This window comes from Pseudomonas sp. H2_A10, from assembly GCF_054680085.1.
In genome coordinates this window covers 4,843,885-4,870,395 of record NZ_CP162821.1, presented here as the reverse complement: position 1 = coordinate 4,870,395, position 26,511 = coordinate 4,843,885, and the positions used below count along the sequence as shown (strand labels likewise).

The 26,511-nt window shown below is 51.9% G+C and carries 22 protein-coding genes and 6 pseudogenes; 11 read left to right on the top strand and 17 right to left on the bottom strand.

Translation table 11 applies throughout. From position 1 onward, the window contains the following. Window positions 1-199: 199 nt before the first annotated feature. The 3 genes from AB4O23_RS22510 to AB4O23_RS22500 all read right to left on the bottom strand — a co-directional run bounded on the left by AB4O23_RS22510 (window position 200) and on the right by AB4O23_RS22500 (window position 3,547). A complete protein-coding gene (locus AB4O23_RS22510) occupies window positions 200-1,573 on the bottom strand; it encodes an IS1182 family transposase (RefSeq protein ID WP_065876951.1) in 1,374 nt (457 codons plus the stop codon). 69 nt (window positions 1,574-1,642) lie between these two features. Next, window positions 1,643-2,206 carry a DUF6990 domain-containing protein gene (locus AB4O23_RS22505; RefSeq protein ID WP_065876950.1) on the bottom strand — a complete coding sequence of 188 codons (564 nt, stop codon included), beginning with the start codon at window positions 2,204-2,206 and terminating at the stop codon, window positions 1,643-1,645. Window positions 2,207-2,767: 561 nt separating this feature from the next. Next, window positions 2,768-3,547, bottom strand: coding sequence for a helix-turn-helix domain-containing protein (locus AB4O23_RS22500; protein ID WP_460106226.1), 780 nt, complete (start codon window positions 3,545-3,547; stop codon window positions 2,768-2,770). 87 nt (window positions 3,548-3,634) lie between these two features. On the opposite strand from AB4O23_RS22500, the gene AB4O23_RS22495 reads away from it, so the two are divergent. Both AB4O23_RS22495 and AB4O23_RS22490 read left to right on the top strand, forming a co-directional pair. Further along, window positions 3,635-4,240, top strand: a complete 606-nt coding sequence (locus tag AB4O23_RS22495; RefSeq protein ID WP_240035891.1) for a VOC family protein — start codon at window positions 3,635-3,637, stop codon at window positions 4,238-4,240. Window positions 4,241-4,350: 110 nt separating this feature from the next. Beyond that, window positions 4,351-4,593, top strand: a complete 243-nt coding sequence (locus AB4O23_RS22490; RefSeq protein WP_178076783.1) for a type 2 periplasmic-binding domain-containing protein — start codon at window positions 4,351-4,353, stop codon at window positions 4,591-4,593. 387 nt (window positions 4,594-4,980) lie between these two features. Here AB4O23_RS22490 and AB4O23_RS22485 read toward each other — a convergent pair whose 3' ends face one another. Together AB4O23_RS22485 and AB4O23_RS22480 are read right to left on the bottom strand one after the other, a co-directional pair. Beyond that, complete coding sequence (locus AB4O23_RS22485) at window positions 4,981-5,334, bottom strand: hypothetical protein (protein WP_065876901.1); 354 nt, start codon at window positions 5,332-5,334, stop codon at window positions 4,981-4,983. Between the two features lie 233 nt (window positions 5,335-5,567). After that, a complete protein-coding gene (locus AB4O23_RS22480; protein ID WP_065876902.1) occupies window positions 5,568-6,458 on the bottom strand; it encodes a LysR family transcriptional regulator in 891 nt (296 codons plus the stop codon). 169 nt (window positions 6,459-6,627) lie between these two features. On the opposite strand from AB4O23_RS22480, the gene AB4O23_RS22475 reads away from it, so the two are divergent. Beyond that, window positions 6,628-7,590 (top strand): alpha/beta fold hydrolase, encoded by a 963-nt coding sequence (locus AB4O23_RS22475; protein WP_065876903.1) that lies wholly within the window; start codon window positions 6,628-6,630, stop codon window positions 7,588-7,590. Window positions 7,591-7,978: 388 nt separating this feature from the next. Here AB4O23_RS22475 and AB4O23_RS22470 read toward each other — a convergent pair whose 3' ends face one another. Continuing rightward, the gene (locus AB4O23_RS22470; RefSeq protein WP_065876904.1) at window positions 7,979-8,812 is read right to left on the bottom strand and encodes a helix-turn-helix domain-containing protein; all 834 of its coding nucleotides are present in this window, start codon (window positions 8,810-8,812) and stop codon (window positions 7,979-7,981) included. A gap of 229 nt (window positions 8,813-9,041) precedes the next feature. On the opposite strand from AB4O23_RS22470, the pseudogene AB4O23_RS22465 reads away from it, so the two are divergent. Next, window positions 9,042-9,184, top strand: a pseudogene (locus AB4O23_RS22465) (IS5/IS1182 family transposase); the annotation flags it as partial. A 292-nt stretch (window positions 9,185-9,476) separates the two neighbouring features. Further along, window positions 9,477-10,427, top strand: a complete 951-nt coding sequence (locus AB4O23_RS22460) for an alpha/beta fold hydrolase (RefSeq protein WP_175404177.1) — start codon at window positions 9,477-9,479, stop codon at window positions 10,425-10,427. A 52-nt stretch (window positions 10,428-10,479) separates the two neighbouring features. On the opposite strand, the pseudogene AB4O23_RS22455 reads toward AB4O23_RS22460, so the two are convergent. Together AB4O23_RS22455 and AB4O23_RS22450 are read right to left on the bottom strand one after the other, a co-directional pair. Further along, window positions 10,480-10,629 (bottom strand): annotated as a pseudogene (locus AB4O23_RS22455) (IS30 family transposase); the annotation flags it as partial. Window positions 10,630-10,631: 2 nt separating this feature from the next. Continuing rightward, a pseudogene (locus tag AB4O23_RS22450) lies at window positions 10,632-10,794 on the bottom strand (helix-turn-helix domain-containing protein); the annotation flags it as partial. A gap of 384 nt (window positions 10,795-11,178) precedes the next feature. Between AB4O23_RS22450 and AB4O23_RS22445 the strand changes: the two are divergent. From AB4O23_RS22445 to AB4O23_RS22425, 5 genes are all read left to right on the top strand, one after another. Beyond that, window positions 11,179-12,321 carry a tyramine oxidase subunit B gene (locus tag AB4O23_RS22445; RefSeq protein WP_460060634.1) on the top strand — a complete coding sequence of 381 codons (1,143 nt, stop codon included), beginning with the start codon at window positions 11,179-11,181 and terminating at the stop codon, window positions 12,319-12,321. An 80-nt stretch (window positions 12,322-12,401) separates the two neighbouring features. After that, entirely contained in the window at window positions 12,402-12,776 is a 375-nt protein-coding gene (locus AB4O23_RS22440) for a Rid family hydrolase (RefSeq protein WP_256095395.1), read from the top strand. A gap of 52 nt (window positions 12,777-12,828) precedes the next feature. After that, the gene (locus AB4O23_RS22435) at window positions 12,829-14,121 is read left to right on the top strand and encodes an NAD(P)/FAD-dependent oxidoreductase (protein WP_056858391.1); all 1,293 of its coding nucleotides are present in this window, start codon (window positions 12,829-12,831) and stop codon (window positions 14,119-14,121) included. A gap of 43 nt (window positions 14,122-14,164) precedes the next feature. Continuing rightward, the gene (locus tag AB4O23_RS22430) at window positions 14,165-15,568 is read left to right on the top strand and encodes an APC family permease (RefSeq protein ID WP_065876905.1); all 1,404 of its coding nucleotides are present in this window, start codon (window positions 14,165-14,167) and stop codon (window positions 15,566-15,568) included. Between the two features lie 622 nt (window positions 15,569-16,190). Continuing rightward, entirely contained in the window at window positions 16,191-17,147 is a 957-nt protein-coding gene (locus tag AB4O23_RS22425) for a LysR family transcriptional regulator (protein WP_083221603.1), read from the top strand. A 95-nt stretch (window positions 17,148-17,242) separates the two neighbouring features. Here the strand turns inward: AB4O23_RS22425 and AB4O23_RS22420 are convergent, their stop codons facing one another. The 6 genes and pseudogenes from AB4O23_RS22420 to AB4O23_RS22395 all read right to left on the bottom strand — a co-directional run bounded on the left by AB4O23_RS22420 (window position 17,243) and on the right by AB4O23_RS22395 (window position 22,833). Continuing rightward, window positions 17,243-17,848: a TetR/AcrR family transcriptional regulator gene (locus tag AB4O23_RS22420; protein ID WP_065876906.1), complete on the bottom strand. Its 606-nt coding sequence runs from the start codon at window positions 17,846-17,848 to the stop codon at window positions 17,243-17,245. Window positions 17,849-17,865: 17 nt separating this feature from the next. Continuing rightward, window positions 17,866-19,086, bottom strand: a complete 1,221-nt coding sequence (locus tag AB4O23_RS22415) for a multidrug effflux MFS transporter (protein ID WP_460069139.1) — start codon at window positions 19,084-19,086, stop codon at window positions 17,866-17,868. Between the two features lie 73 nt (window positions 19,087-19,159). Next, window positions 19,160-19,408: pseudogene (locus AB4O23_RS22410) on the bottom strand (hypothetical protein); the annotation flags it as partial. 284 nt (window positions 19,409-19,692) lie between these two features. After that, a pseudogene (locus AB4O23_RS22405) lies at window positions 19,693-20,787 on the bottom strand (methyl-accepting chemotaxis protein); the annotation flags it as partial. A 42-nt stretch (window positions 20,788-20,829) separates the two neighbouring features. After that, window positions 20,830-21,252 (bottom strand): annotated as a pseudogene (locus tag AB4O23_RS22400) (MCP four helix bundle domain-containing protein); the annotation flags it as partial. A 390-nt stretch (window positions 21,253-21,642) separates the two neighbouring features. Continuing rightward, the gene (locus tag AB4O23_RS22395; RefSeq protein ID WP_460150265.1) at window positions 21,643-22,833 is read right to left on the bottom strand and encodes an acyl-CoA dehydrogenase family protein; all 1,191 of its coding nucleotides are present in this window, start codon (window positions 22,831-22,833) and stop codon (window positions 21,643-21,645) included. A 259-nt stretch (window positions 22,834-23,092) separates the two neighbouring features. Between AB4O23_RS22395 and AB4O23_RS22390 the strand changes: the two genes are divergently transcribed. Further along, entirely contained in the window at window positions 23,093-23,620 is a 528-nt protein-coding gene (locus AB4O23_RS22390; protein ID WP_065876908.1) for a flavin reductase, read from the top strand. Between the two features lie 56 nt (window positions 23,621-23,676). Here AB4O23_RS22390 and AB4O23_RS22385 read toward each other — a convergent pair whose 3' ends face one another. From AB4O23_RS22385 to AB4O23_RS22375, 3 genes are read right to left on the bottom strand one after another with little or no spacing between them, the layout of a single operon-like run. Continuing rightward, the gene (locus AB4O23_RS22385; RefSeq protein ID WP_065876909.1) at window positions 23,677-24,618 is read right to left on the bottom strand and encodes a LysR family transcriptional regulator; all 942 of its coding nucleotides are present in this window, start codon (window positions 24,616-24,618) and stop codon (window positions 23,677-23,679) included. Then, entirely contained in the window at window positions 24,619-25,176 is a 558-nt protein-coding gene (locus AB4O23_RS22380) for a cytochrome b (protein ID WP_056858398.1), read from the bottom strand. Further along, complete coding sequence (locus AB4O23_RS22375) at window positions 25,176-26,252, bottom strand: catalase family peroxidase (RefSeq protein WP_065876910.1); 1,077 nt, start codon at window positions 26,250-26,252, stop codon at window positions 25,176-25,178. Before AB4O23_RS22375 ends, AB4O23_RS22380 begins: the two co-directional genes overlap by 1 nt. Between the last annotated feature and the right edge of the window lie 259 nt (window positions 26,253-26,511).

The following is a 26,511-nucleotide window of genomic DNA, read 5'->3' as shown; positions in this document are numbered from 1 at the left end:
CGAGAGAGTACTTGCTGAGACTCAGTGGCAGCAATCGGCCGATTCTGTTGAAAAAGTCGGATTTTCAGCTCGCCTGAACTCAGGCACGACCACCACTGGAGAGCCTACTCACCACGTTGAGTGGTTTTTCGGCCCTTCGGTGACCTTTGCTGCTCTGTTATTGGGTTAATTTGAGGTTTTTTGCTTGGTGCAGGCGCACCTATCCCGTGACTGGTGGCCCTTGAGATGAAAATTTGGCCAGCCGTCGCAGGTTCTGCACCGCAGCGGCCAGCGTGAATTCATCCTTCGCGCCACTCATGCCACGTAGCCGCAGGCGATCCAATTTCAGGATGCGCTTGAGGTGGGCAAACAACATTTCGACCTTTTTACGTTCATGGCGAGAGCGCTGATATGCCGGCGTTGCTGCAATGCGCCGAGCCACATCGCGAGCGGCTTCATGGACGCTGCGAGCGATCTTTCGGAACGCAGTGTTCGGGCAGCACTTGGCTTTCATAGGACACGTAGCGCAGTCGGTCTGCCGGGATCGGAAGATGATGGTGTTGGCTTTGGTGACGTGTGAACGCTCATTCTTGAAGGCTCGCCATTCGCTGCGCAATGGGTTGCCGGCCGGGCAGGAGTATTCCTCAGCCTCGTCATTCCAGTGGAAATCGGTGCTCGAAAAACTGTCGTTCTTACGCTCGGTTTTGTCCCACACCGGCACATGCGGTTCGATATCTTTCTCTTCCACCATCCAGGCCAACATCGGCGCTGTGCCGTATGCGGTGTCACCGATTAAGCGATCCGGTTTGATGTCGAACAACTCTTCGACTCGATCAATCATGGTTTTGGTGCTCTCGACCTCGGCCGTTCGATGAGCCGGTGTCGGTTCTACATCCATGATCACGCCATGCTCGACATCAATCAGGTAGTTCGTGGAATAGGCGAAAAACGCTGGGCCACCCGGGGCGGCCGTCCAACGGGCTAGAGGATCAGTCAGAGATAAGCGCTTGGGAAGAGCTTCAGCGAGCGCCTCCTCATCGAGTGCTTCGAGGTATTCACGAACAGCACGAGTGCTCAGAGACGGATCGCGCCAGTTGATCTCTTCAGCGCCAGGCACTCCACGTTGCCGACTAGCATCCGCTTTGATGATGCTGGCGTCCACGGCAAAGCCTTCGCCTTTGACCAGACCCGCGTCCATGCAGCGACGCAGCACTTCATTAAACAACCAGCGAAACAGATCGCTGTCCCGGAAACGGCCGTGTCGACTCTTGGAAAACGTAGAGTGATTAGGTACTTCATCCTCAAGGCTCAACCGGCAGAACCAGCGATACGCCAAGTTCAAATGAACCTCTTCACACAAGCGCCGTTCGGAGCGAATGCCATAGCAATAGCCCACGACTAGCATGCGGATCATCAGCTCAGGATCAATCGAAGGACGCCCAATTGGGCTATAGAAATCGGCGAGGTAGTGGCGCAGGTCGCTCAGATCGAGACACCGATCAATGCTGCGCAGAAGATGATTTTTTGGGATGTGGTCTTCAAGGTTGAACGAGTAAAACAGCCGATCCTGCCCACTCGATAACTGTCCCATCATGCTGCGTACTCTCCCGCTGGCCGATGGAGTGATTTTGCCGCAGATCAGTCGATGGAGCTACTCAGGGAATCAGTTAGCCGTGGGAGCGTTTCCCCCCGCAATCAGCAGCGAGCGCTCAATCATTTCAACGGTGATGTATGGGACGAACCCCAGCCTTTCGCCCGTTTTAAAGCTTTTTTTGTAATCCTCTAACTGATCGACATCTTGCGCAATTGCTAGCGCAGCTAGATGCCTGAGTGGCATTGCTCCTTTGGCGTCTGTAGGTAAAGATCTGTAGAGCGCCAAGCCCGCATCTATATCTTGATTCTGAGCCCAAGATAACGCCCTGTCAGATAGCTCGACTACATCGTCAGCGCCAATGGTCTCTAGCTTCTGGGGCGTTTCGTTGCTTACGATGACAGGTGAAAAATATTCTCCCTCCCCAAAGATGAACGCGACAGCATCCGAAAACTCTGTCGAGGAGATGGAGGGCATGAACGAAACTCTAAAATGATCCGAGCGCTTCCCTATAGCTGGAATGATCTGGACTTGGATATCGCCCAAACACTTGATGCAAAAGCGGTCACTTACCTCATCCTTTCCACAGGCCCAACCTTGTGATTGCAAAATCGCACATGCCTCTTTCTCTGTCATGGTTCTGCTCTCGATATCACCTATCGGATGATACTGGTTTCTTAGGCTCTCAAGGGGGCGCTTTCTAGCCAACCTGCTTTAGCTGGTCGCGCGCTATATATCGACAGGAGACCTACTTTTTCAACAGAATCGGCCAGAAGCGGACGTTGAGAACAGAGAAATAAATCTGTTCTCTTTTCCCAATGGACATCATTGCGGGGTACGCAAGGCTATCGTGTGGTGCGCGCAGCGCTCTGTACAAAAGCACCTTAGCACTTGGCGCCGCACAATTAGGCGAAGCATGGACTTCGCGTACACTAACGTTATGCCTGAGCCAATGCACTAACGAACAGCTCGTAGAGTGCTTGTGGTGGTATTGGGGGGAATACGCAACTAGCACGGTTGAAGTTACAAGCGCCAGCTGAGTGCAGCGTGAGTGCCCCACCAGTTAAAAGAAAACTGATGCTCTGGCGACTCCTGAAGTGGCTGGCATTTCTTTCTTCATCTGTTCCGGCACATGGTTGAAGGTCTAGCCTGTAGCGTGCAGGATCGGGTTGGATGGTACAGCGGTTCTTACACCCATCAACTTGATCTAGAAATTGCCTCTTTGCTAATCAGTGTCTGCGCACGCACATATTGTCCTGGCGTAACACCCATTATCCGACGGAACATGGCAATGAAAGCACTAATATTTTCGTAGCCAAGCTCAATCGCCGTTGTCGTCACTGACATCCCCTCGACCAATAGTTGAATAGCGCGCAACGTGCGCGCACGTTGTCGCCATTCAGAAAAACTAAAACCGGTTTCAGCGACCAGACGCCGGGCAAGTGTTCTAGGTGCCATACCTGACCAAGCAGCCCAATCCTCAAGTGATCTATTGTCATCAAGCTGAGCAAGTATCGCATCGGTGATACGCCTCAAGCGCGGGTCATTGGGGTGCGTCAGACCGATGGGTTCAGCGGGTGAGGTAGCAATTTCATCCAAGATGACTGCTGCAACCCGCGACTCCATTTCGTTGCGGGGTGGTTGTCCCCACGATGCAGCGCGGCTTACCGCTTCGCGCAGCAAACTGCTGACCCTAAATGTGCATGGCATTTGATGCAGGATCCCGCACTCTTGCTCCGCGATATAGACCATCGCTCCTGCAAAAGCGCCATGTGACATCATCGCGTGTGCGACACGGGGAGGTATCCAAATGGCATGGGTAGCTGGCACTACCCATGAGCCGCCGTCAGTGCTGACGGAAAGCAGGTCGGCAAGGCTTGCGATTAGTTGGCCTGTCGTATGAGTGTGGGGCGCCGTTTCGCGGATCGCCCGGTCGCGTTGCTCTATCGCCAACAGTGGCATAAGCGCGCGATTCATGGCTGGTTTACGTTATCCAATGTCATATCCGAGGTAGCCATATCCTGAATGCCTAATGGAGAATAAGACCGGTCAGACGAATACTCAATGTCTAAAAAACGCAAATGTTGCTTCTCTTGGATTGGCCTGATTATGCGTACCTCTCACACATTTATTTTCTGTGTTTTGGCCGTAACAGCTGGATGCGCAAGCTCACCTCCCTATTTGGCCCGTGAATCTTTAAAGGATCATTTGATGAATTCTAACCACATGGTGCATGCCGTCGATCATATTGGCTTCGCAGTCAGTTCATTGGAAGAAGCCATTCGCTTCTGGACAATTGGACTTGGGTTCACTCTTGAGCGTCAGTCGGAAATGGGCGGATCATTCATTTTGCAAGTAACCGGCACCGCCGATCCGAGCGTGCGAACGGCAATAGTCAAAGGCCCGGATGGCAGCCGAGTAGAGTTGCTGGAATATTCGCAGGGTGACCGCCACGGTATCACTCCACCTACGGCATCAGCGATTGGTTCAGCGCATTTGGCATTGAGAGTGCAAGACATATACGCCGTACTCGAACGCATTGAGCAAGCAGGCTGGAAAGTAAGAGGCAAGCCTCAAGCGATTCCCGCAGGCCCACGCAAGGGAACTCTAGTTGTATATGTGACCGGGCCAGATCATATCACTCTGGAACTGATGCAGGCTAATGAGTAGCTTCCTACCGAAGGCTGTTAAGCTTATTTCCCTAAAGCAATTACTTAAAGCGCTCTCCGTCGCGCATGACGTCTCATGCCAACTGGTCTCAATGGTTATCATCGGTTGGCATGTCCCCCGATAGCTTCTCCAGCAGCCTCAAATTTGACCAGTCTGAGCTGGCAATCGACGCGGCCCGGCGCGATCAAGGTTTAGTGCTTACCAGCCCTAGGTTGGTTGAAGAAGACGTACAACTAGGCTTTCTCGTACCTGTCTTTGAATCTGTACTAAAGACTGGCAAGGGCTATTATTTGGTGCAGGCCAAAGATGTGGTGCTGGGTGAAGCAGCCCAACTTTTGCGCCGGTGGCTTTGAGATGTAGCGCAGCGAGTTCAAAAAAACTGATGACTTAAGGGCGATGCTTTCTATTTAACGTGAACGGCAGGGGTCGAGAAGGTGACGTTGCCAGACGCCTTTCGCCAAGGCGCCAGGATCAGTGCAATCGCGCAACGCAACCTCACAGGTTCACCGGACGACCGGACGAAGGTGTCCACCATTCTGGAGCCCCATTTATGGGGCGGCATGGTGGTGCCGCTCAACAGTTCTCGGTCATGTGCGGTCTCATTAGTCGTTATGACCTCAAAGTCGTATTTGAGCGAGTTGGTGGTTACGTCGTACTGTCCAGCTTGCCGCCGTTTTTTATCTGGCTCAATCTGTATTGTGTATTCAGTATTCGTCGCGGGTGCTCCTGGAACGGTGCCTTCATTTCTTCGCAGATGTCCATCGTCCTTTCTTACCTGAGCGCAATTTGCCGGCGAGCCATGACAGCGCTATCGCCGGAATTGAGAGAAAGGCCGCAATGACGATACCAGCAGCTAGCAACGGGGATGTACCCGAAGTCGCCAAAACCACGGGGATCTGAGAGAGCATTACAATGCCGCCTGCGGACCACTGTGAGCTTTTTAGAACGGCTCCAAGGATCACGGACAACACTAGCGCGGCGGGATAGATGATGGTCCAGTAACTAGCTAGGTCCCAAGGCTCCGCAGCGCCTGTGATTGCTGAAACAACAGTCCAAAAAAACAGGGACACAACGCAGGTAACAATGAATGGCATGAACAATTCCTGGAACTTGGGGGCAAATCGGCTTTGGTCGTTATCGTAATCGTGGTTGATGGTCCAGTCTCTTAATTTTGTTCTTAACTATCTTGTGAAAAAATGACGAATCCCCGCGATTGCTGCCAACTTAGAGGTTTTCGGCCTCTAGCCCACTTCGTCGGCGTGTTCGCGCCAACATCCCCGATATAAGTCTTATGCCATCTGAATGATGACGCACGCCATCGCTGAATTTACTGATCCAGGCGTTGACGAAACCGAGGAACAGCAAAATCCAAAAAACGCCTCATTTTCAGGGGCATGTGTCCAGGTGACATGTGGATCAGGTTGATAGGCGCCGACAAAGGCTCATATTTATCCAGCACAATCTCCAGCAGTCCCTTGCTGACCGCTTCCGCGACTTGGTAGTGCAATAACTGAACGACTCCAACGCCATCAATGGCGGCCTGTGCTGCGGCTTCAGCGGTCGTTACCGATAAGCGCGGGGTAATCCGCCTCGTTAATTCCGCCACGCCATGTTTGGAGTGTTGAAAAGGCATAGGGGCGTCAAGTCGCACGGTTGGAAAATGCTGCAGATCTGCGGGACATTCAGGTCTTCCATAATCTTCCAGCAGCCTAGGACTAGCACAAATTACAGTTCTCATGGCCCCCACCTGAGTGGCGATCATGCCGCTATCAGCGAGTGTTCCGATGCGCACCGCCATGTCCACGTGGTCGTCAACGAGGTGCGCGTTGCGATCTGAAAGCAAGAGCCGAATGTTGATTTCGGAAAACTCCCCTAAAAACGCGTTGACGATCGGCAGCACATGCAGCCGACCGAACATGATTGGCGCGGTCAGGACCAGCTCGCCTTTGGGGGCAATGAATTCTCCGGCAGCTTCGCGTTCGGCCACCTCCAACTGCTCCAATATTCGGCGCGCCGCATCCACATAAGCCACCCCTGCATCGGTCAACGAGAGCCTGCGCGTGGTTCGAATCAATAAACGGCTACCTATCAGCATCTCCAGGTCAGAAATTTTCCTGCTGATGGTGGGAAGGGGTATGTCGGCTAGCCGGCCGGCCGCCGTCAGGCTGCCAGCATCAATCGCAGCCACGAGCAGCTTCATTGCCTCAAATCTGTCCATGGAGTGTTCCAATATTTGGTAGAGAGATTCCCGATATTATCGGATTATGCATTTTTATTGAAACTGGCAAGATAGCCCTATCAAGTGGGTGCGCCTTACGCTCGACAAGCCATGAACTCACCGCCTGATAGACCACTTATCTTTTTCATTCAGTGTCCAAGGAATTTGCGTGAGCATTAAAAGTTTATTAGCGGCAACGGCCCTCAGTGCAGCGCTTGTCAGCGCAGGAGTCGAAGCGGCGGACATTAGCCATCAAAGGGCAAGCGACGTCCAACACCATTTTGTCGAGGTAAAAGGGGTCCGCATCTTCTATCGGGAAGCGGGCGACCCATCGGCGCCAACCATCGTGTTGCTTCATGGGTTCCCTACCTCATCCTTCATGTATCGCGACTTGATGTCGAAGCTGGCGGACCGTTACCACGTGATTGCCCCTGACTTCCCGGGTTTTGGATTCTCGGACAGCCCTGATCGGGCGAAGTACTCATACACGTTCGACAACATCGCCAAAACCATGGACGGGTTTACTGAAGCGCTTGCGCTGAAGCGCTACGCGCTTCAAGTTTTCGACTACGGTGCGCCTGTAGGCTGGCGGATGGCCGTCGCACACCCCGATAGAATCACCGCAATCATCAGCCAAAACGGCAACGCTTACGTTGAAGGCCTCAGCGAGGGTTGGAACCCTATTCAACGTTACTGGAACGCTCCCACTGCCGAGAACCGCAACGCATTGCGCGAGCTGCTCAAACCTGAATCAATCAAGTGGCAATACACGCATGGCGTAGCGGACCCTGACAGTATCGCACCTGAAACATACACCTTGGATTACGCGTTCGTTTCGCGACCAGGTAACGATGAAATCCAGCTAGACCTGTTCGCAGACTATGCTACCAACGTGAAGCGCTACCCCGAGTTCCAGGCGTATTTCCGCAAATATCAGCCGCCGATGTTGGCTGTTTGGGGAAAGAACGATCCGTTTTTTCTCCCGGCAGGAGCGAACGCGTTCAAGCGTGATATTCCCAAAACTGAGGTACATCTCTACGACACCGGGCACTTCGCGCTGGAAACACACTTGAACGAGATCAGTGGCGAAATCCACCTTTTCCTAGACCGGAATGTGGTGCAGCAAAAATAAGCCCTGTCGCACTTCTGCAACGGCGGGCCGTGCGCTCGCTGTTGGTGGTCCTCTCTACTCACTCGTTAGCGTGTTGTGTGTTACGTGGCTCAAAGCGCCTAGCTTCGTAGAAACATCCGACTGACTGCCTTTGGCCGATCTCTGCCCTTCGCGAAGGGCAGCAATCGGCCGATTTTGTTGAAAAAGTCGGCGTCCCCAAGCGGTCGGAACATTTCGACCCGCGCAGCGAGGCCGTCGATGGATTTTCAAAAGTCCACCGGTTTGGGGTAGGGGTACATTTTTTCGACTTTTGCGTCGGGTCGCATCATGGCGGGGCTGGCTCCGGAAGGAGAGCGGGAGCGCAGCATACATAACGGAGCGAAATAACTACTGCGCGAAGCAGATGGCTTTAATAGAAGTGCATTCTGCTAAAAAAGTTTTCCTTGAGTATACGGTTTTTATAGTCCAGCGGAGTTACACTGACCAAACGTTTGAATTCTCTTAAAAAATGAGGTTGATCACTAAAACCCAAGTCAAATGCTAAATCGCTAAACCCAATATTATTATGATGAATTTTATAAATCGCGGACTGGCAGCGAATGATGCGACAGAACATTTTTGGTGTCATTCCCAGATCATCGTGAAATGAGCGCTGTAAAGTTCTAATGGTATAGCCCGTTAGCGACTCCAGATTTTTAATACACACATTCCCTTGGGCTTGGCAAATCATATTTACGACTGGAAGAGTCAGCTTTAATGATTTTCGCGGAGCTGTATTCGTCAAGAAAAATTGCTTTAGAAAAGTGAGTTGCGTTATAAAGCTTTTCTCACGCACTACCTGCTCAAAGACACGTTCGGCATTATCGCTAACGTCAAGAAGGTCGAAAGAGCCTTCAATCAACTCTTCCGCAGAAAGATTTAAAAAATCAGGAACAAAGCCAGGTGAAAACCGCACGCCAACATAGCGGCGCCCCTTGCAAAATTCCACAGAACCGGCTTGCAGCATTGTTCCATGTACGCTTACAGAAGGATTGGTGTCATCACAGTCAAATATTATATCGATACAGCCGTCCGGAACCGACAGCATGAATGCCGAGGATAATTTTGTTTCAAAACTATAAAAGTGTGAAATTAACGGACTGTCCGATATCGAAACTGAAAATTCTTTAGCGGCTTGCAACACAAACCATGGTTGGTGGGAGTGCATGCTTAAATAGGGACAAGCCAATGAAGATACTGACATAACCTGCACCTGCTTATTAAAATGATCACCTGAGTCCAAGCAGGTATCGTGCCATGTTGGTTGATAGTAAATTTTGCAAATGTCGTGAAAATTCAATACTTAAAAATATCAGAGTTATAGGTTTGTTCCAGCCGAAAAATCGCTACAGCGCCTAAGCTTGATCACTAAGGGGGCTCTAAAAATTCCTGATCTTGGCAAGCAATCAGGATCCTGAAAGCGGAGCCTTCCTGTGAGGCAGGTTACCTTCGTTGATGCCGAGCACTCCGGCAGGCGCAAACAGATCCGTAACGAGTTGTTCTTGATCGGGCTCGATCAAGTGCCTCCCTGGAAGGGCTTGATTGGCTTGATACGAGCCGCACTGTCGTAAAGGGCGGAGGCGGCCGTCAGGCCTACTGGTTTGGAAAAGCTTCCAGAAAATGATGGCGGTAAGGTTATCTGGCAGATGGTGGCACATCGCAGCACCAACAAAGGCTCTACAAGTGGGGTGTTCTGTAACAAAGCCATACTGGGGTCGAGGATCCATTGTGGGTGTTCACGCACCAGTTCAGTGCGCCTTGTTCAAGATATATATCGTGTAAGTGGCATTGGCGCTATTCAGTAACGCATCGATTACAACTGGTTTTCAGACGTAACATAGTTGTTACGCTACATGCAGAAGACGTTCGTGAAAATTTTCAAATTGACGAAGCTTTTCTTGGGAAATCCGACTCGGATTTATGGTTGTCTCAATATAAAAACGGTTAACGATATGACGATTTCAAGTTCTTGTTCTGTTCAGGGCGTCACTGATCAGCGCATATTTAATTATATTGATACGAACCTGGGCCAACTTCATTACGCGGAGTCGGGTGCAGGTGATGTGATGATTTTATTGCATCAAACACCGCGCTCACTGGATGAGTTCGCTGAAGTCCAACCGCTGTTGGCAACTCGCTGGCGTACAATAGCTATGGATATGTACGGTTTTGGGCAGTCTGCAAAATTTGCTGCTCCACAGACGGTTGAACACTATGCCCAAGGTGTTTTGGCACTGGTTAATGCGTTAAATATAGAGAGGTTTTCTATACTTGGGCATCACACAGGTATGTTCGTTGCTTCAGAGGTGGCGGCTATCGCTCCAGAGCGTGTGACCGCTGTGGTTCTTTCTGCTGGTGATATTGTTGATGCAGAGTTTCGAGAAGCAATGGAGGCGCTGGACGTAGATGTAGCTGAAACGAGAGAGGATGGCTCACACCTCATGGAACTTTGGCGAAAACGTTTGAATTTATACCCAGCAGGGCACACTGATGTGTTAAATCGATTTATTCGAGATGCGCTTGCTCCTGGGGTAACTCCTTTAGAGGGGCATCTTGCAGTTGCAAGATATGATATGGAAAATAGAGTTGGCCTTGTCAAGGCGCCGGTGTTGGTTCTGGCAGCTACAGAGGATCCTGTAACATACTCTCGGGCTCAGGTAGTAGTTGATGCTTATTGTAATTCCTGTTTCGTGTCCCGCGCAGAAATAAAGGGAGGCGGGATACCTTTAATGGAATTAAAATTTAAAGAAGTTGCAGGTGCAGTGCATGGTTTTTTTGATTATCTTGAATGTAATGTTATAGGCAAGAAACTCGACTGATTTCTTGAATCGACTTTATACGTGGCAGTTGCGGGAGCTGAGTGCAATACGGTTATTGAATTGAGGGTTGAACGTCATACCGCATCGCCATGGCGTCCTGCATCACCTTGCCCATAACTTCGCTTGGCATCTGAAGTCAAAGCGCTTACGTGGGCCCATTGGTCAGTTGCAGTGCGATCGGATCCAGTTCTTCATGACGGTGTGTTGGGCCACGCGGGCCGAGTAGCCGTCACGGGCTCTCGATTGCGGCGCAACTCCCGGCTGATGGTCGAAGGGGATCGGATGATCAAGCAGGCAATCCTACGCAGGCTGAAGCCTGGGCATGACCAATTTGATGTCGCAAAAATTCAATATCCCGGCAAATAATAACTTTAGGATTGTTTGAGACGTTAAATACGCCAGGGTCATTTTTCATCGCCCTGCGCCGGAAAATTCAAAGCAAGTCCGTTTAAGAATTTTTCTTGATCCTGAAGGGGTGGGTAGTGATGGGGAAGATTTAGATTTCCTTGAGCGACAAAATGGCCGCCTAGTGCGAAGGCGGCTGTCAGCCTTATATGAATAGCTACTCGCTTGGCATGACCAGGTGCACTACGAAACTGGAAATGCAATTTGCGTCTTTGAGTGGGTGGATGACACGTCGATAAAGTGCGGGAGATGTGACTCACATCCCCTAGACGTAAGCCTGGAAGAAAATCCGAACAGATTTTCAATTAATGCCAATTACAACATAATAATATTGCGGATAAAAACTATGTCAAAACATAATGCCAAGATCGATTTCATTTATCTCTCCGAGCAGGACATGATCAAAGCCGGAGTGATGGACATGGCTGAGTGCGTGAACACCATGGAGCAAATGTTTATTCTGCTTCAGCAAGGTGATTATCGCATGGCAGGTGCTAATAATGACTCTCATGGCTCACAAATTACATTTCCCGCAGATTCTCCCTTTCCCAACATGCCGAAGCCTACACCTGATCGTCGCTTAATGGCTATGCCCGCCTACCTTGGCGGGGACTTCCAGGCCTGTGGTGTGAAATGGTACGGCTCTAACGTTGCGAATCGCGAAAAAGGTTTACCACGTTCAATTTTGACGTTCATTTTAAACGATGTCGATACCGGCGCGCCACTGGCTTATATGTCAGCCAATCTGTTGTCGGCTTATCGAACTGGGGCGGTTCCTGGCGTAGGCGCTCGTCACCTTGCGGGGAAAAATTCAAAAGTTATTGGCTTGTTAGGCCCGGGCGTCATGGGCAAAACATCGGTCACTGCATTTATGTCGACGTGCCCAGAAATTGACACAATCAATATCAAAGGCCGTGGAGAAAACAACTTAAATAGGTTCGTTAAGTGGGTTAACGAAGTGTTTCCTCAAATCAGAAATGTCAATGTGGTCGATACAGTTGAAGACGTAGTCCGCGGTGCTGACATCATTACTTACTGTAACTCCGGTGATGTCGGCGATCCATCGACGTATCCCTTGGTGAAGCGCGAGTGGGTTAAGCCGGGTGCTTTCCTTGCGATGCCTGCCTTTTGCCGTTTGGACGACGGCATGGAGCAAGCAGATGTACGCAAAGTACTTGATAACACAGGGCTTTACGATGCGTGGTATGAAGAACTACCCAAGCCGGCCCATAACCTGATCCCGTTAGTGGGTATGCGATTTATGGATCTGGTCGGGGAAGGAAAACTTTCCCGCGATGCGCTGGAGGACTTGGGTGACATCTGTGCAGGCATAACACCCGCGCGCCAAAACGATGAGGAAATCATCATTTTGTCTGTTGGCGGTATGCCGGTTGAGGACGTAGCTTGGGCGACAGTGATTTACCGCAATGCAGTTCAAAAAGGCATTGGGGTAAAACTTAATCTATGGGATGAGCCAGTACTTCGTTAAATATAATTTATTATTTAATGTCATAGGCGTTTCTCATGATGAAAGATATTATAAAAGTAAATACCGGCTCAAAATTTTAAGTGCTAGGCAGCTACTCTCGAGCGGTGGCGGTAGATAACTGGATTTATGTATCTCTCACTGCGGGGCGTAATCCAGATACTAAGGAAATTCCTGAGGATGCCGTTGAGCAGGCTGTGCAAGTGTTTCGGATTATTGAAAAGATCCTGGCTTCACTGGGCTCTTTTCTGGCTGACGTCGTGATGTCTCGTGTCTTTGTCCAATCACCCGAGCATGTAAATGCTGTGATGGGATTCATCGCGCAGAAATTCAAAGGCATCAATCCGGCCACGACGATCACTTGCCCACCATTAGGCTCAACCGTATACAAAGTAGAGGTGGAGGTTACAGCGTACCGTGGTACGTCAAATCTAAATAAAGTTAACGTAGAACTATAGTAACGACGGTTGAGCATTTCAGATACTCTCGCGGGCACCTCAGGAAATTGTCATGACGAAAACTCTCGAGTCAGTGAGGACTACTGATCAATTACCAAAATCCACCACTGTCGTCATTATCGGAGGTGGCATTATTGGTGTGACAGCGGCATTGACCTTAGCCGAGCGAAATATTCCAGTTGTCCTCCTGGAAAAAGGGCATATTGCAGGCGAGCAATCCTCGCGAAATCTTGGATGGGTGCGCAAGACTAATCGGCACGCAGCTGATGTGCCATTAGCTCTGGCGGCAGATCGCTTATGGGCAGGTATGCCTGAGCGCATTGGCCGCGAAGTGGGTTATCAGCAATCCGGTATTATGTTTCTTGCAGCAAATCAAGAGCACTTAGCGTTACATGAACGCTGGTTGAAGTCGGTGGAGTCTTTATCCTTAGACTCCCAAATGCTTAGCGCACGCGAGATTAATGAGCGTGTACCTAGAGGCAAAGGTGAGTGGGCGGGTGCTCTCTACACACCTTCAGACGGCAAAGCAGAGCCCCATCTGGCCACCTCTGCGCTTGCACAGGCAGCCATCGAAAAAGGGGCAGTCTTAATTCAGCACTGTGCCGTTAGAACACTATCAACGACGGGTGGGAAAGTTAGCGGTGTCGTTACCGAGCACGGTGAGATTCGCTGTGATCAGGTGCTATTAGCCGGTGGCGCCTGGTCTCGCCGTTTTCTAGGTAATGTTGGAGTTAGTTACCCAACTCTTCCTCTCACATGCTCCGTGCTTCGCACTACCCCAATGGAGGGTCCCACTGATATTGCCGTTGGAGGCCCTGATTTTTCATTTCGAAAACACATAGAGGGTGGTTACATCATCACCCAGCGCGCGGCCTTGGACGCTAATCTAACCTTGGATCACTTATTAATTGGCCACCGGTACCTCAGTCTGCTTCGTGGGCAAGGTTCCTTTTTACGCGTTTCTTTAGGCAAACCTTTCCTCCAGGACCTTGCCCTAAAGCGCCGCTGGCGTGCAGACCAAACCTCACCGTTTGAGCGCGTTCGAACACTCGACCCGTCTGTCAACGAAAGCCTTATCCAGGAAGCCTTGAGCAACCTTCGCAAGGCCTGGCCGATTTTTGAAAACGCAAGCATTTGCGAAGCTTGGGCGGGGCAGATTGATATAACCCCAGACTCAAACCCTGTCATTGACCATATTAAGTCCATTCCTGGGCTGACGATTGCCACTGGCTTCTCAGGTCATGGTTTTGGTACCGGCCCCGCTGCTGGGCAACTGGCAGCAGACCTCGTAACCCATATGACCCCACTCGTTGACCCAGCTCCATACCGGTTTGATCGCCTCTGAAGTAATCGAGTATTGGCCCTTAAATAATAAATGGACACTAAACATGAGCGAATCTACGAAGATATCCAGTTCCAATCTCACGGCTGCTGGTGCGAATCCGCAACTATCCAAAAAGTTCGGATTACTCACGATGATGTCAATTTGTATCGGCTTGGTTGTTGCTCAAGGCGCAATGATATCGACGGCACAGGGCGTTGGTTTTGGTGCCATGACATTTCTGGCTGCCATGGTGGCAGCGTTGGCAATTTCACAATGTAATGCGATGAGTTTTGCCGAGCTTTCTCTGATGTTTCCTCAAAAAGGAACACTGGCTACCTATACCCAAAAAGCACTAGGTCATGTCCCAGCTATTGTTGCCGTTTTTGCCGGTTACATTGTTGTATCCGTGCTGGCGGTGCCGGTTGAGATGTTTATGATTGATATTATTGTGTCCAAATTGCTGCCTGGCTTCGTGCCAACTAAGTCAATATCTCTACTTATTCTGGTCGGCCTTACCATTACTAATTTAATGGGGACAGACGTATTTGCACGAGTACAAAACCTGCTTGTTGTAGTCATGGTGAGCGCAATTGCACTGGTGTCATGTGTTGCTATCACGGGAACAGCACAACCACACCCAGAGTTGGCGGGTACTCCGGTTGACTGGAGTTTTGCTAGCGTGACTAACTTCGGTTTTATCGGATTCATTGCACTCTCGATGTGGTGTTTTGTCGGCATAGAGTACATTTGCTCGCTGATAGGCGAGGTAAAAGATCCACATAAAAATGTTCCTCGCTCCATGCATCTTTCCTTGTTCGTAATATTTTTCTTATTCGTCGGGTTTGGCTATGGTATAACCTTTTATATGGACTCGGAAACCTTGGTTAGTGCTAAAATGCCATATGTTGACTTTATCATGGCTGTATTTGGTAGCTCTACCGGCTTGGTGATTACAGCCGTTGTTGCACTTACTGCGACTTCCAGTTCTGTTAATACTGTACTGGCAGCCGTTCCAAGAATGATGCATGGGATGGCTGAACAAAATCAGTTGCTACCCATTTTCAAAAAAGTTAATCGTTATAATGTGCCTTGGGTAGCCACCGTAGTGCTGAGCATTTCGATAGTTATTCCTTACTTATCGCTTGATATTGACTCGATCATCCTATTTGTTATCGCGGCCAGCACCAGTTACCTTATCGCCTACTTGATTGCGCATCTGAATGTGATTGTCTTGCGTAAGCGGATGCCGGATCACCCACGTCCATACCGCTCTCCGTTCTTCCCTTTACCGCAAATCTTTGCAATTGTTGCCATACTGTATGTGGCCATCAATAATTCCCCCTCGCCGGCGTTGACGAGTTCTGTTTATGCCATTACTGGCGGCATGCTTTCGTTCATCACCATCTGTAGCGTTATCTGGGTTAAATTTTATATGAAACGGGGTATTTTTGAGCCTGATATGGACTAATAAAACTGGGCGCAAGGTAGGCGTTCATTGGTAAGCGCCTACCCGCTACGCTCAATCGATTAACTTGGCCATCGGTATTTCCACTCTTGCAGCGTTGATCGCTGGCAGCATACAAACCAGCGCCTACGAACTTTACTCAGATGAAGATACTCACCTCAGCGCTAACCTCGAAGCCACGTGCGGTGTCTTTAACAGCCAGCAGAACTACTCGAACTCCGGCAGTAAGTCTAAGGGTTCGTCTACCAGGCGCGAAGGTTATATCAAGTACGGAATCAGTGGTGATCAGTGCCTGGCTTGCGCTCTGGCGAACGGTTCGAGGCACTGCGTAAAGACGGCCCAGACGTGTCCTTCGGCCGCCAGAGGGTTACGGTCGGCGATGGTTTTCTAATTTGCGGCGACGGCACGAACTTCGATAACGGTTTGGCCGACAGCGAGTATAAACGGGGTGGCAGTACCTACTTGGTTGGGAGCATGCAAGAACTTCGACAAAAAGGCCGTGCTGCGTCTCGATGGTCAGGAGGGTTGGCGCAGAGAAACGTGAACCACCTAAGCGATGAGACGTGTCCGGGATTCAAAATGCGTCTTAGTCGGACAGAAAGTAGCCTGATGAGCGGTGACAGTAATGAGATCCAATGTCCTACTGGACTTCCAGGACCAACAACTCAAATATCTCTTCTTCAGCCATCAACTCGGATCGATGCGTGCAGCGGCTGACGAGCTAGGCATTGCCCCCTCGTCGATCAGTCGACAGATTGCCAAGTTAGAGGCGGAACTAGACATTGATCTGGTAGAGCAGGGCACTCATCGGATTCGCCTGACTGAGGCTGGGCAGGTTGCGATTGATTATTACCGTGCCAGGGCTAGCCAGCATGAAGCGTTGCTGGATCAGCTCAGCGAGTTGCGAGGGCGTTTTCTAGGTACGACTATCATTGCCATCGGAGAAGGATTGCTGGGCTCCCAGGCAATCGTGGAACTGCAAAACTTTTTCAAGCAATACCCCGATGCTCATATCGAAATCATCATCGCGCCGTCTTTTGAGGTACAGCGGATGATCCAAGATGACGAAGCGCACATTGGCCTTGCTTTTGCGCCAGCAAGCACAGCCACCCTCCGCAGTTTGTATGCGTTCGAGCAGCCGCTCCGTGCGATTGTGTCCAGGGAAAGTCCGTTGGCAAAAAAGCATGTGCTGACGTTAACAGATCTTGCCAATACACCGTTGGTTTTGCCTGGCCCCAAATACCGCGTTAGGGAGCTGGTTACTCAAGCTTGCAAGGATGAGCCGTTTACGATTGAGCCGGTGGTTACCGCCAACTCACTACAGGTCATCCTGGACCTGGTCCGCGCAGGGATAGCCAGTACCGTGCTGCCAGAACTGCCCTTGGTTTCCGAGCTGACATCAGGGTTGTTCAAGGCGATCCCGTTAGCATGTGAGGCAATGAGCAGTACCGAAATGCGAATCATCGTTCGCCCATCCCGCAAGCTTTCCCCAGTGAGCCACGCGTTGATACGCCATCTTGCCAGAGCTATTTCATTGATGCGTAGAGGCGATGGCCGTACTGCAAAGAGTGTGCTTGTCTGAGTGTGTTTCTCATTAAAAAGGCAGCACGGGAGGCGGGCAAGGGAGCAAGGCGGATGATAGCGTTTAGATGTTTTTGCAAAATTTGAATGGTTGATTTATCCATGCGCCACCTTCCCCACAGCCAGAGACAGCGAATCACCAAGAATGCGCCACAAAGCGGTAAGACGCCGACAGTAGGTGCCTTCACTACAGTAAATCAACTCGACATGAAGGCTGTCGACAACCGCTATATAAGCATCCTGAAACATTGAAATCTCGTTCGCCGACAGGGCTGGATACCTGTTCTCAAGGCTTGCGCCAAAGCGTTCACGAAGACGGTCCAGATAGGCTTCAAAGCCACTTGTCACCGATGCCTTTAACTCCGAAGGCGGAAAGAATGCCGTTCGCAGCAGGAAACGCAGGGCAGCGGAAGACTCGTAGCGGTTTGAAAGATTGTCCGTGTACAGCTTGCCGGGCTCGTCATCATTCGCCGGGACGCTTGCAAACATCTCTTCGATATAGTGCCTCTCCGTCGCCAGCGCCAGATTCAGCACGGCGTTGAACAGATCATCCTTGCTCTTGAAGTGCGCGTATAACGAGGGCTTGCGCATACCTGCCACGACCGCGATTTCATTGAGCGACGAGGCGTCGTATCCCCGCTCAGCGAAATGCACCAGAGCGATATCACAGATTCTGCTTGCGGAAGGACTCAGCACTTTCATCGGGATGACCTTTTAATTCAGTGATTTAACGCGGTGATGTGCTCGGCCCTGCCTTCGCGCACACTGACCCAGGTCAGCGCACCCACCATAACGGCGCAGACTAACAGGAATGCGCACCAGGCAATGGCGCCATAGCTGCTCGCCCAACCGGTCAACGGTGTGGCGAAGGCCGAGATGCCAAGCTGAAACGCGCCGAGCAATGCAGCCGTTGAACCCAGGGCAGTGGTTTGCGAAGACATCACCAGCGTCATCAGTGAGGTTTCTGCAATCCCCAATCCAAGCAGTGCTACCGCGACACCGGCAGCCAGCCAGTACAAACTAGAACCAGATACTGCTGCGCCGTAGGCCATGACAGAACCTGCAAAGATGCAAAAAGCTCCAGCCGTTGCCATGCGGACCAAACCGTACTTGCCCACCAGTCTGGTAGCCACGACGGCCCCTATGAGAATCGCGATGCCGGTTGCGCCAAACAGCGTACCGAACTGGGCAGCAGGCAGTCCGTATTCCTTCTGATAAACAAATGTAGCGCCGCCCACATAGGCAAAGAGAAAGAAGAACACGGCTGACAGCGCTAAAGCTGGCCTTAGAAAACGACCGTCTTTTGCGAGGCGCGCATACGTGCGTATCGCAAGGCTCATATTCAATGGCTCGCGCTTTTGCATTGGTAGTGTTTCAGGCAAAACAGCCATCGAATTCACCGCCACCAGCGCACCGAGAACAGCCAGTACCAGCATGACGGCCCGCCATCCGAAATGCGCCTCAATGTAACCACCCAACCCCGGGGCGATGATGGGAGCAACACCTTGAATGGTCAGCAGCAGGCCAAAAAGTTTTGCTGCCTGAACGCCCTGAGTGACGTCACGCACCATGCTCATGATGACCACCAACGTCAAAGCACTGCCTATCCCTTGGGCAAATCGTGCCACGAGTAGCCACTCAAGGGTTGGTGCCGCTCCTGCAGCCAGCGCACTCAAACTGAACAGCAACAAGCCTGCTATCAGTGGACGTCGACGGCCCAAGGCGTCGACTACCGGCCCGAACAGCAATTGTCCAAGCCCCATTGCCAATAAAAAGACCGTGAGCGTCAGCTGAATGCTGGCAACACTGGTCGAATAATCAACCGCCATTTCGGGCAGGCTAGGCAAATACATATCGACGGCTGAGGGCCCCAGTGCGGCGATGGCCCCCAAGGCAATGGCAAACTTCAGTGAAGGATTGCCGAAATGACTCTTTTCCATAACAAACTCATGATTGACTTCCTACCGGAAGGTAGGAAAGTGGCGTGAAGTTAACGAGAACCGAGAGGCAAGGTCAAGCGGTTATTTTCTTAGTGGCCAGGCAGCACCTGCCAGCGCTCCGCGCAATGCATGCGCACGAAAGTGTTTTAGGCTTCAGTTCAAAGTGTTTTTTCAAGAAGCGGCTGAAATGAGCGGAATCTGTGAAACATCATTTTTAAGCGATCGAGGTAAGCGACTCAGTGCGCAGCAACGGGTTGGCCAAATCGATCACGCTGCGTTCGAGCCTGGCGCGCTGGATGTATCGACAGACGCCGTCACCTTCCGCACCAGCTATGGGGCGGAGAGGGTGGCCATCTCGTTGTAGTCGGGGCAATTTGGAGGCAACACAGAGGACCACCTGGCGCCGTTATCCAGCGCCACGGGTGGCCCACACGCCAACGGGACACTTAGCGCCAATGGCCGTAACTTTGTGGGCGGGATCAGGGTTCAAATTGAACTCTATGAGAGCCAGACTTGCCTGCGAACTAGGCGCCTTGGTGTATCAGGCAGACCTCTTCATCGTACGCGCGTGCAAGCCTCGATCCAACAGATGGCCTCCGATACCTCTTACAAGCGAAACCTCGACACCATGCTGTTCAGGTCAACCGCCAGGCGGGTCAACTCGCCGCTGGCGGCGCTGGTCTGGGCGGCGCCGTTGGAAGATTGCGTCGACAGGTCCCGGATGTTGACCAAGTTGCGGTCCACTTCACGGGCGACTGCAGCCTGTTCTTCCGCAGCGGCGGCGATGACCAGGTTACGCTCGTTGATCTCGATCACTGCGGTGTTGATGGTTTCCAGCGCCAAGCCTGCGCCTTTCGCGATGCTCAGGGTAGATTCAGCACGGTCAGTGCTGTTACGCATTGAACTGACCGCTTTTTGGGTGCCGCCTTGAATGCTGCCAACCATACGTTCAATTTCGCTTGTGGACTGTTGGGTGCGATGGGTCAAAGCGCGTACTTCATCGGCGACAACCGCAAAACCGCGACCGGCTTCACCGGCCCGGGCCGCTTCGATAGCTGCGTTCAGCGCCAGCAGGTTGGTCTGATCCGCCAAGCCACGAATCACGTCCAGAACCTTGCCGATGTCGCGGGACTCCTCCGCAAGATTACCAATCAGATCGGCGGTGCTTTGCACATCCCCGCTCATGCGTTCGATAGCGTTGACGGTTTCGTGAACTAGATCCCGGCCATCGCCTGCTGACGCCGTCGCGTTTTTTGACGCCTCTGAAGTGCTCACTGCGTTACGCGCCACTTCTTCGACGGCGCTGGTCATTTCGTTGACTGCAGTCGCGGCTTGTTCTATTTCGTTGTCCTGCTGCGCAAGGCCGCGGGCGCTTTCATCGGTAACTACGTTCAGCTCCTCGGCAGCGGAAGCCAGTTGTGTTGCGGATCCGGAAATACGCATCAAGGTATCGCGCAGTTTCTCCTGCATTTTTTGCATGGCGAGCAGCAACCTGCCCGCTTCGTCAGTGCCATCAACCTTTATCGGTCGGGTCAGATTACCTTCGGCTATGGTTTCAGCCGCTTCAAGTGCCAACGCTATAGGTTGGGTGATGCTCTTGGTCAGCAGCCAGGCAAACAGCATGGTCAGCAGCGAGGCAATAATGAGGAGGCCGACAACCCAGTTGAACGCAGAGCTGTACTGGTCAGCAGCGGATTGATTGATGATAGCCAGCTGGGCGTTATTGAAGTCAGTAAGCTTACCCAACGCCACGTTTATCTGCTCAGCGTTAGCCGCAGACTCGGCGTTCAGCACGCGCGTTAGCTCCTGCAGATCGCCAGCCCGACTGAGGGTAACAAGGCGCGTTTCAATCTTGCGATATTCACCCATCAGCCGCATATAGTCGTTGTAGTCGGATTGCTCTACAGGGGATGAAATCAGTTTGGCGTATGCTGCCTGCGACTGGTTAAGTTGTTGGTTTTGTTCCGCAAGTAATTCGATGGTCCTGTTCTGAATATTTGGTTCGCGATCAGTTAACAGCCGATGCGATAAAACCCGCATGCGGACGCCCGTCACCGTTAGAGCATTCAGGGTCTGAAAGCTAGGGACGCCATTTATCGCGATGTCGTCGCCAGCTGCTCGGATCTTGCTCATCTGAGACAGGGCGAAGAGGCCGAGAATCAGCATGAGCGCGCCTATGAGGGAGAACCCCAGAAATGCGCGCGGAGCAATGTTCATTGTTCTTATTGTCATGGTTTTCCCAGAGCGTGGAATGTGCTCCCCGCAAGCAGCGGCGGATGGCCCAGCGCATAAGTTTTTATCGGTCGCTTGATGACACACTTGAGCGAAAACAGCTGTGTGCCGCATATTAAAACTGATATTGCCCACTCACCAACTTACATACATCGACTGATGTCGGCCCGATGCAGCCCGATTGCGACAATCTTCAACCCAGACGACCTGGACGCGATTTTCGTTCAGTTGGTAGAGACTCGCTAACAAGGTTGCATATTTCTCTTACAGAATCAGCTCTAGAGGCTGCAGCAGCGTGACAGAAGCTGCTGTGCATAGTGGTGCTCAAGGATAGGGGATGGTCGGTTCGATGCCCGCGAACACCGCGCCAGCGCCGTCGTAAGTCGCTTCGCCGAGGAAAGCATGCTGTGTCACTACCATGGAGTCGCGTACGATCCATTGCAGACGATTGTCATTGAAGATGGCTGCAGTCCCCGCCAGTCGATAAGCCTTCATGACTACGTCCGCTCCGGTATGAGCGGCATGGGTGGCGCTGAGGCGTAATAAGTTAGTCTGCTGCAGGGTCACCGGATTACCGGCGATGAGCGAGGCCCATACAGCTTCGGCGGATTCGTAGAAAAACGCCTGGGCGCTTCGCAGCATCGCCTCTGCCTTACCCAGTTCGCTGCGGTAATAAGCGCGATCACCCAAACGCGGGGCACCGGTGACAGTCTTGGTGCTGCCCGACATTGCGATCACCAAGTCCAGTGCTGCGCGTGCCAGCCCAAGGTTAACGGCGGCGTGAACTTGCGCCTGGTAGGAAACAGACGGGTAATGATAGAGGGGCTCGTCAATTGTGGAGGCACTGCCCCGCACGAAAGTCCACTCGCGTTGGACGTTCTTTTGGTGCAATTTGAGGTCATGGCTCCCCGTGCCTTGCATCCCGACAACATTCCAGTTGTCGACGATCTGCACTTCGCTTGCCGGGAACACAGCGGTCAGCGGTTTGCCTGCCGTCGGTCCTCCACCGTTGGTCGATGTGCCACCGATGCCGACACCAATCCAGTTGGCACCTTTGCACCCACTAGCAAACCGCCAGTGCCCGCTGACTTCCCAGCCATTTTCAGTCTCTTTGGCAGGTTGTAGAGGGTAAAGGCCGCCAGCATAGACCTGGTCTGGCCCGTTGGCATAAATCAATGCTTGGGTTGCCGGGGGGAGTGCCGCCAGGTAGATGTTGGCTGAGCCGAACGCGGTCACCCAACCGACCGAACCGTCGGCTTCGGAAACCCGCTCTACGATGCGCAGGAACTCGGCTGGAGGCAGCGCATCGCCACCGAAACATTTGGGAGTACTGGCGCGGAAGATACCCACTGCTTTCATTTTTTCAATCATGTCTAAAGGGACATGGGAGCGCTGGTTAAACTCGCTGCGACGCTCGGCAATCTCCGCAATCACATCATCCAGGGAAATCGCCTTGATGCTGATTGGAGCGCCTTCACGTGTGTCACGATCATCGAAATTGTTTTTGCTGTTCATGTTTATTGTTCTCTGGCTAGGGTGATTGCATACACGTTCAGAATGCGTGGGATGATAAGAAAAAATCAAATTCGGAATATGAATAAGCTAAATAATCCGTGGGAATTAACTGTCGTGCCATGCGCCTCTAAAGGGGAGGGCGTTTAAGGGCGATGGCTATTCCTGCTGTCAATAGTGCGTATGAGTAAAGCGAATTTGACCGAATGAACAATCCCTCTCAACATGGATTCACCAAGTCAATAATTAAAAGGTGAAGGTTATGGTTAGCGATCAATCAAAACAACATTTTCGGCAAGCGCTGTCATTGTTGTCTGCGGCGGTGAATATCATTACTACCGATGGCCCCCATGGTCGCTTCGGATTAACTGCGAGTGCGGTCTGTTCGGTCACTGATACGCCCCCAACATTATTGGTTTGCATCAACCGTAACAGTTCAATTCATGAAGCGTTGCTGGGCAACAGGGCGTTGTGCGTAAATATACTGACCGGTGATCTGGAGGGTGTTGCGCGAAAGTTTGCTGGCATGACCGACCTGCCGCCTGCTGAACGTTTTGCCGGCCAGGATTGGCGGACAGGCTCCTCGGGCTTACCGGTGTTGAACGACGCCCTAGCAAGCCTCGAAGGAAACATAGTAGATATCAAGGAAGTCGGATCGCATTCGGTATTATTTGTCGAAATTAACCAAATTCAGGTCCGTGAAGAGGGGGAGAGTCTGATTTACTTTGGGAGAAACTTCCACCGTCTGGGGCGGGCTGCAGCCGTCAACGTACAGACGTCGGGATCCTGAATAATTGCAGTTCCCCATTCGTGGGTTACAGGGTTTATAAAGAATGCTCGCACGCCTCATTTGATATGAACTCCAGTATGGCTGCCGGAGGCAAACAGACTAATGATTAACCCGCGCAGCCAGGTTATCCCGGCATCCGATAGGAAACGGCTATGGCAATAAAGTCCCACCGAGATGGCTGGCAATTCGATGGGCAGACTCAGCAGCCGATAGCGCTGGTCGTGGTTTAGCTGCATGGCAATGGCACGCGGCAGAATCAATGCCAGATCAGTGTTGGCAACGATTTTCGGGGCAATCGTGAAGTTAGGCACTTTCAGAGCGATTTCGCGCGCAATGCCGGCCTTTCCGAATGCTGCATCGGCGGTTACGCCATGGCCGGTAATATTGCTCGAAACGTCAACATAGCGCAGGGCGAGTATGTCCAGAACGCTCAATTCATCTTCCTGAAAAGGATGGCCGTCGCGCAACAGACAAATGAATTCGTCGTCTAGCAAGTTTTCGTGGATGCACTCTTCACCAAGTTCTACCAGATAGCCTATCGCGATATCTACATCACCTTTGCGCAATGCCATAGCCAGTTGCTCTATAGGCATTTGACGCACATCCAGGCGTACTTTCGGCGCCTCGCGCGCTAGCACTTCCATCACCGTCGGTAGCACATAAAGTTGCGACATATCCGACATGGAGATGCGAAAAGTACGATCCGCTGTTTTCGGTTCAAAGTTCGAAAACATCATTAATGCGCTTTGAATAATAATCAGCGCATGTTCAATGGGTCCGTGCAGGCGAATAGCTGCGTCAGTCGGCTCCATCGACGTTGCTGTTCGTACGAACAGCGGATCGTCAAACACATCGCGTAGTCGACGCAGTGCGTGACTGACGGCGGGCTGGCTGAGGTGTAGGCGTTCGGCCGCGATTGTCAGGCTGCGGTGTTCCCAAATAGCCACAAAAGTCCTGAGAAGATTCAGATCGATCGTGGCCATGTTGATGTGCGTCATTTATTTACCACGAGCCTTACGCGTGATGCTGGAAAAGACGCCGTCGCGGTATATCCAAGCATGTATCAGCGCTGCGCAAAGATGTCCTAACACAAGCAGAAACAGAGCCCAGGCGAATAACCCATGTGCGGCCCGAAACCAAGCGTAAAGCGCGGAGCTGACAGGAGCAATAGGTGGAAGGTTCCAGCCCGCGAACATGGTGACAGGCCAATTTCCGGCAGAGAGCGTCGCCCAACCGAGCAGTGGCAGGCAGAGCATCAGCAAGTAGAGCAATAGATGCGAAACATGCGCCGCCATTGCCTGCCAGTACGGTACGCTGGCAGGCAATGGCGGCGTGGTGCTTAAAAGCCGATTGCCTAGACGCAGGATAGCCAAAAGAAGAATGGCGATTCCCAGAGGCCTATGAAGATCAATGAGCCAGGGACGCAGGCTCAGAGAAGCCATCATGCCTACACCTATAAATAGCATAGCCAGGATAAGGACAGCCATGAGCCAATGGAGAAGCCGTGCCGCGAAGTTGAAACTTTGCACACCGGTGTGCTTCTGCTGGGTATGCATTATTTGATTTCCTTTTTGCCAACCGCGTCAGTGGCTTTACCAAAACCGACTTCTCGTAATCGGGCGTTATAGGACTGGGAGTAAATACCCGCACGGGCTGCAAGCACCGGATCGTCTGAAAGCGCTATTCCTGAAGGTACAAGCGTCGGGTCAAAGTTAATGTCACGACATGCCCCATGAGTTTGCTCTACCACCTGGTTGACCTCTAACGTCCCAGCGATTACCTCCTTGCGGTTGCTCGGCCATGGTTGAGAAGGGTCGTTCACCGGATCTCCCGCCTCGGCCAGTTGGAATACCAGATCCCAGTACAAGGGTGCTACACCCACACGCTGAGTTATTTCATTAAACAGGAAGTCATGACTGGCTTGCGCATGAGCCTCTATGCTCAACATCTCTACCGCCGCATGAGGGCGCATGGACCAGCGCACAGGTTGACGTTTTCCATCCGCTGCAATGAGTACGAAGGCGTTGATGGAATTATATTCGGTTCCTGCAAAACTGGCCGGCCAAGTCGCGTTCGCCTCTCGCTCTACAGACTTGCGAGCCTCTGGATATTTTTGAAAAAACGCGGCCACCTTGTCCGGGGCTGGTTGTCCAGTGGCAGCCACCGGTTCAAAGGCCTCGACCTGCGCCAGGAAACCCTCGGCATCCCGAGTCGCGAAGTAGGGTTCGTTGTTGAGCTTCATTCGCCACTGTGACTTGTCGTCGCCTACCAGCATGAGTGCCATGCTGACGGTCGCCGTCGAATTGTCCGCCGCATGCGGGTCCACGGTGCCGATTGAAAAACGCCCGACGGCGGGGATGTTGGCCGGTAGAAAAATACGTGAGGTCGACAGAGGGACGGCCTCGCCGCTCGCATGAAAAGTCCCACTGAAACACATACCCTTACCGTGGGCCCGTCGATAGCCTGGTGGAAAATTATCTAGGGAGTCACCCAGAAACTCTTTTGTGGTAACGCCGGTGCCTAAGAATCCTCCTGCCCAGGCAAAAGCCAGCACAAGAGCAGTCGCGATACTGAATATGCCCAACAACGGCACTCGATATTTCCATAAACCCTGAAGGTTATTCTTAAGCATAAAATTCTCAGCTGCACGTTGTCAGGCAGCGCTGGATTGAAACTGCCGAATGGCTAGCGCCAACACTAACCGGCGCAAAGCAGTAGTCATGTGTAAGACAGGGGGATTTGAACCGCCGATACGGCAAGAAAAAATCCCGGTGGGCTCAATGGGTTTGCTTGAGCGGCAACGCATGACAATCCCTGCGCCATAGCCTGTGTGTCATTACATTGCTGAGGACGGCCAAGGCAAATGACGCCGGCGATGCACCGCTTTTGAC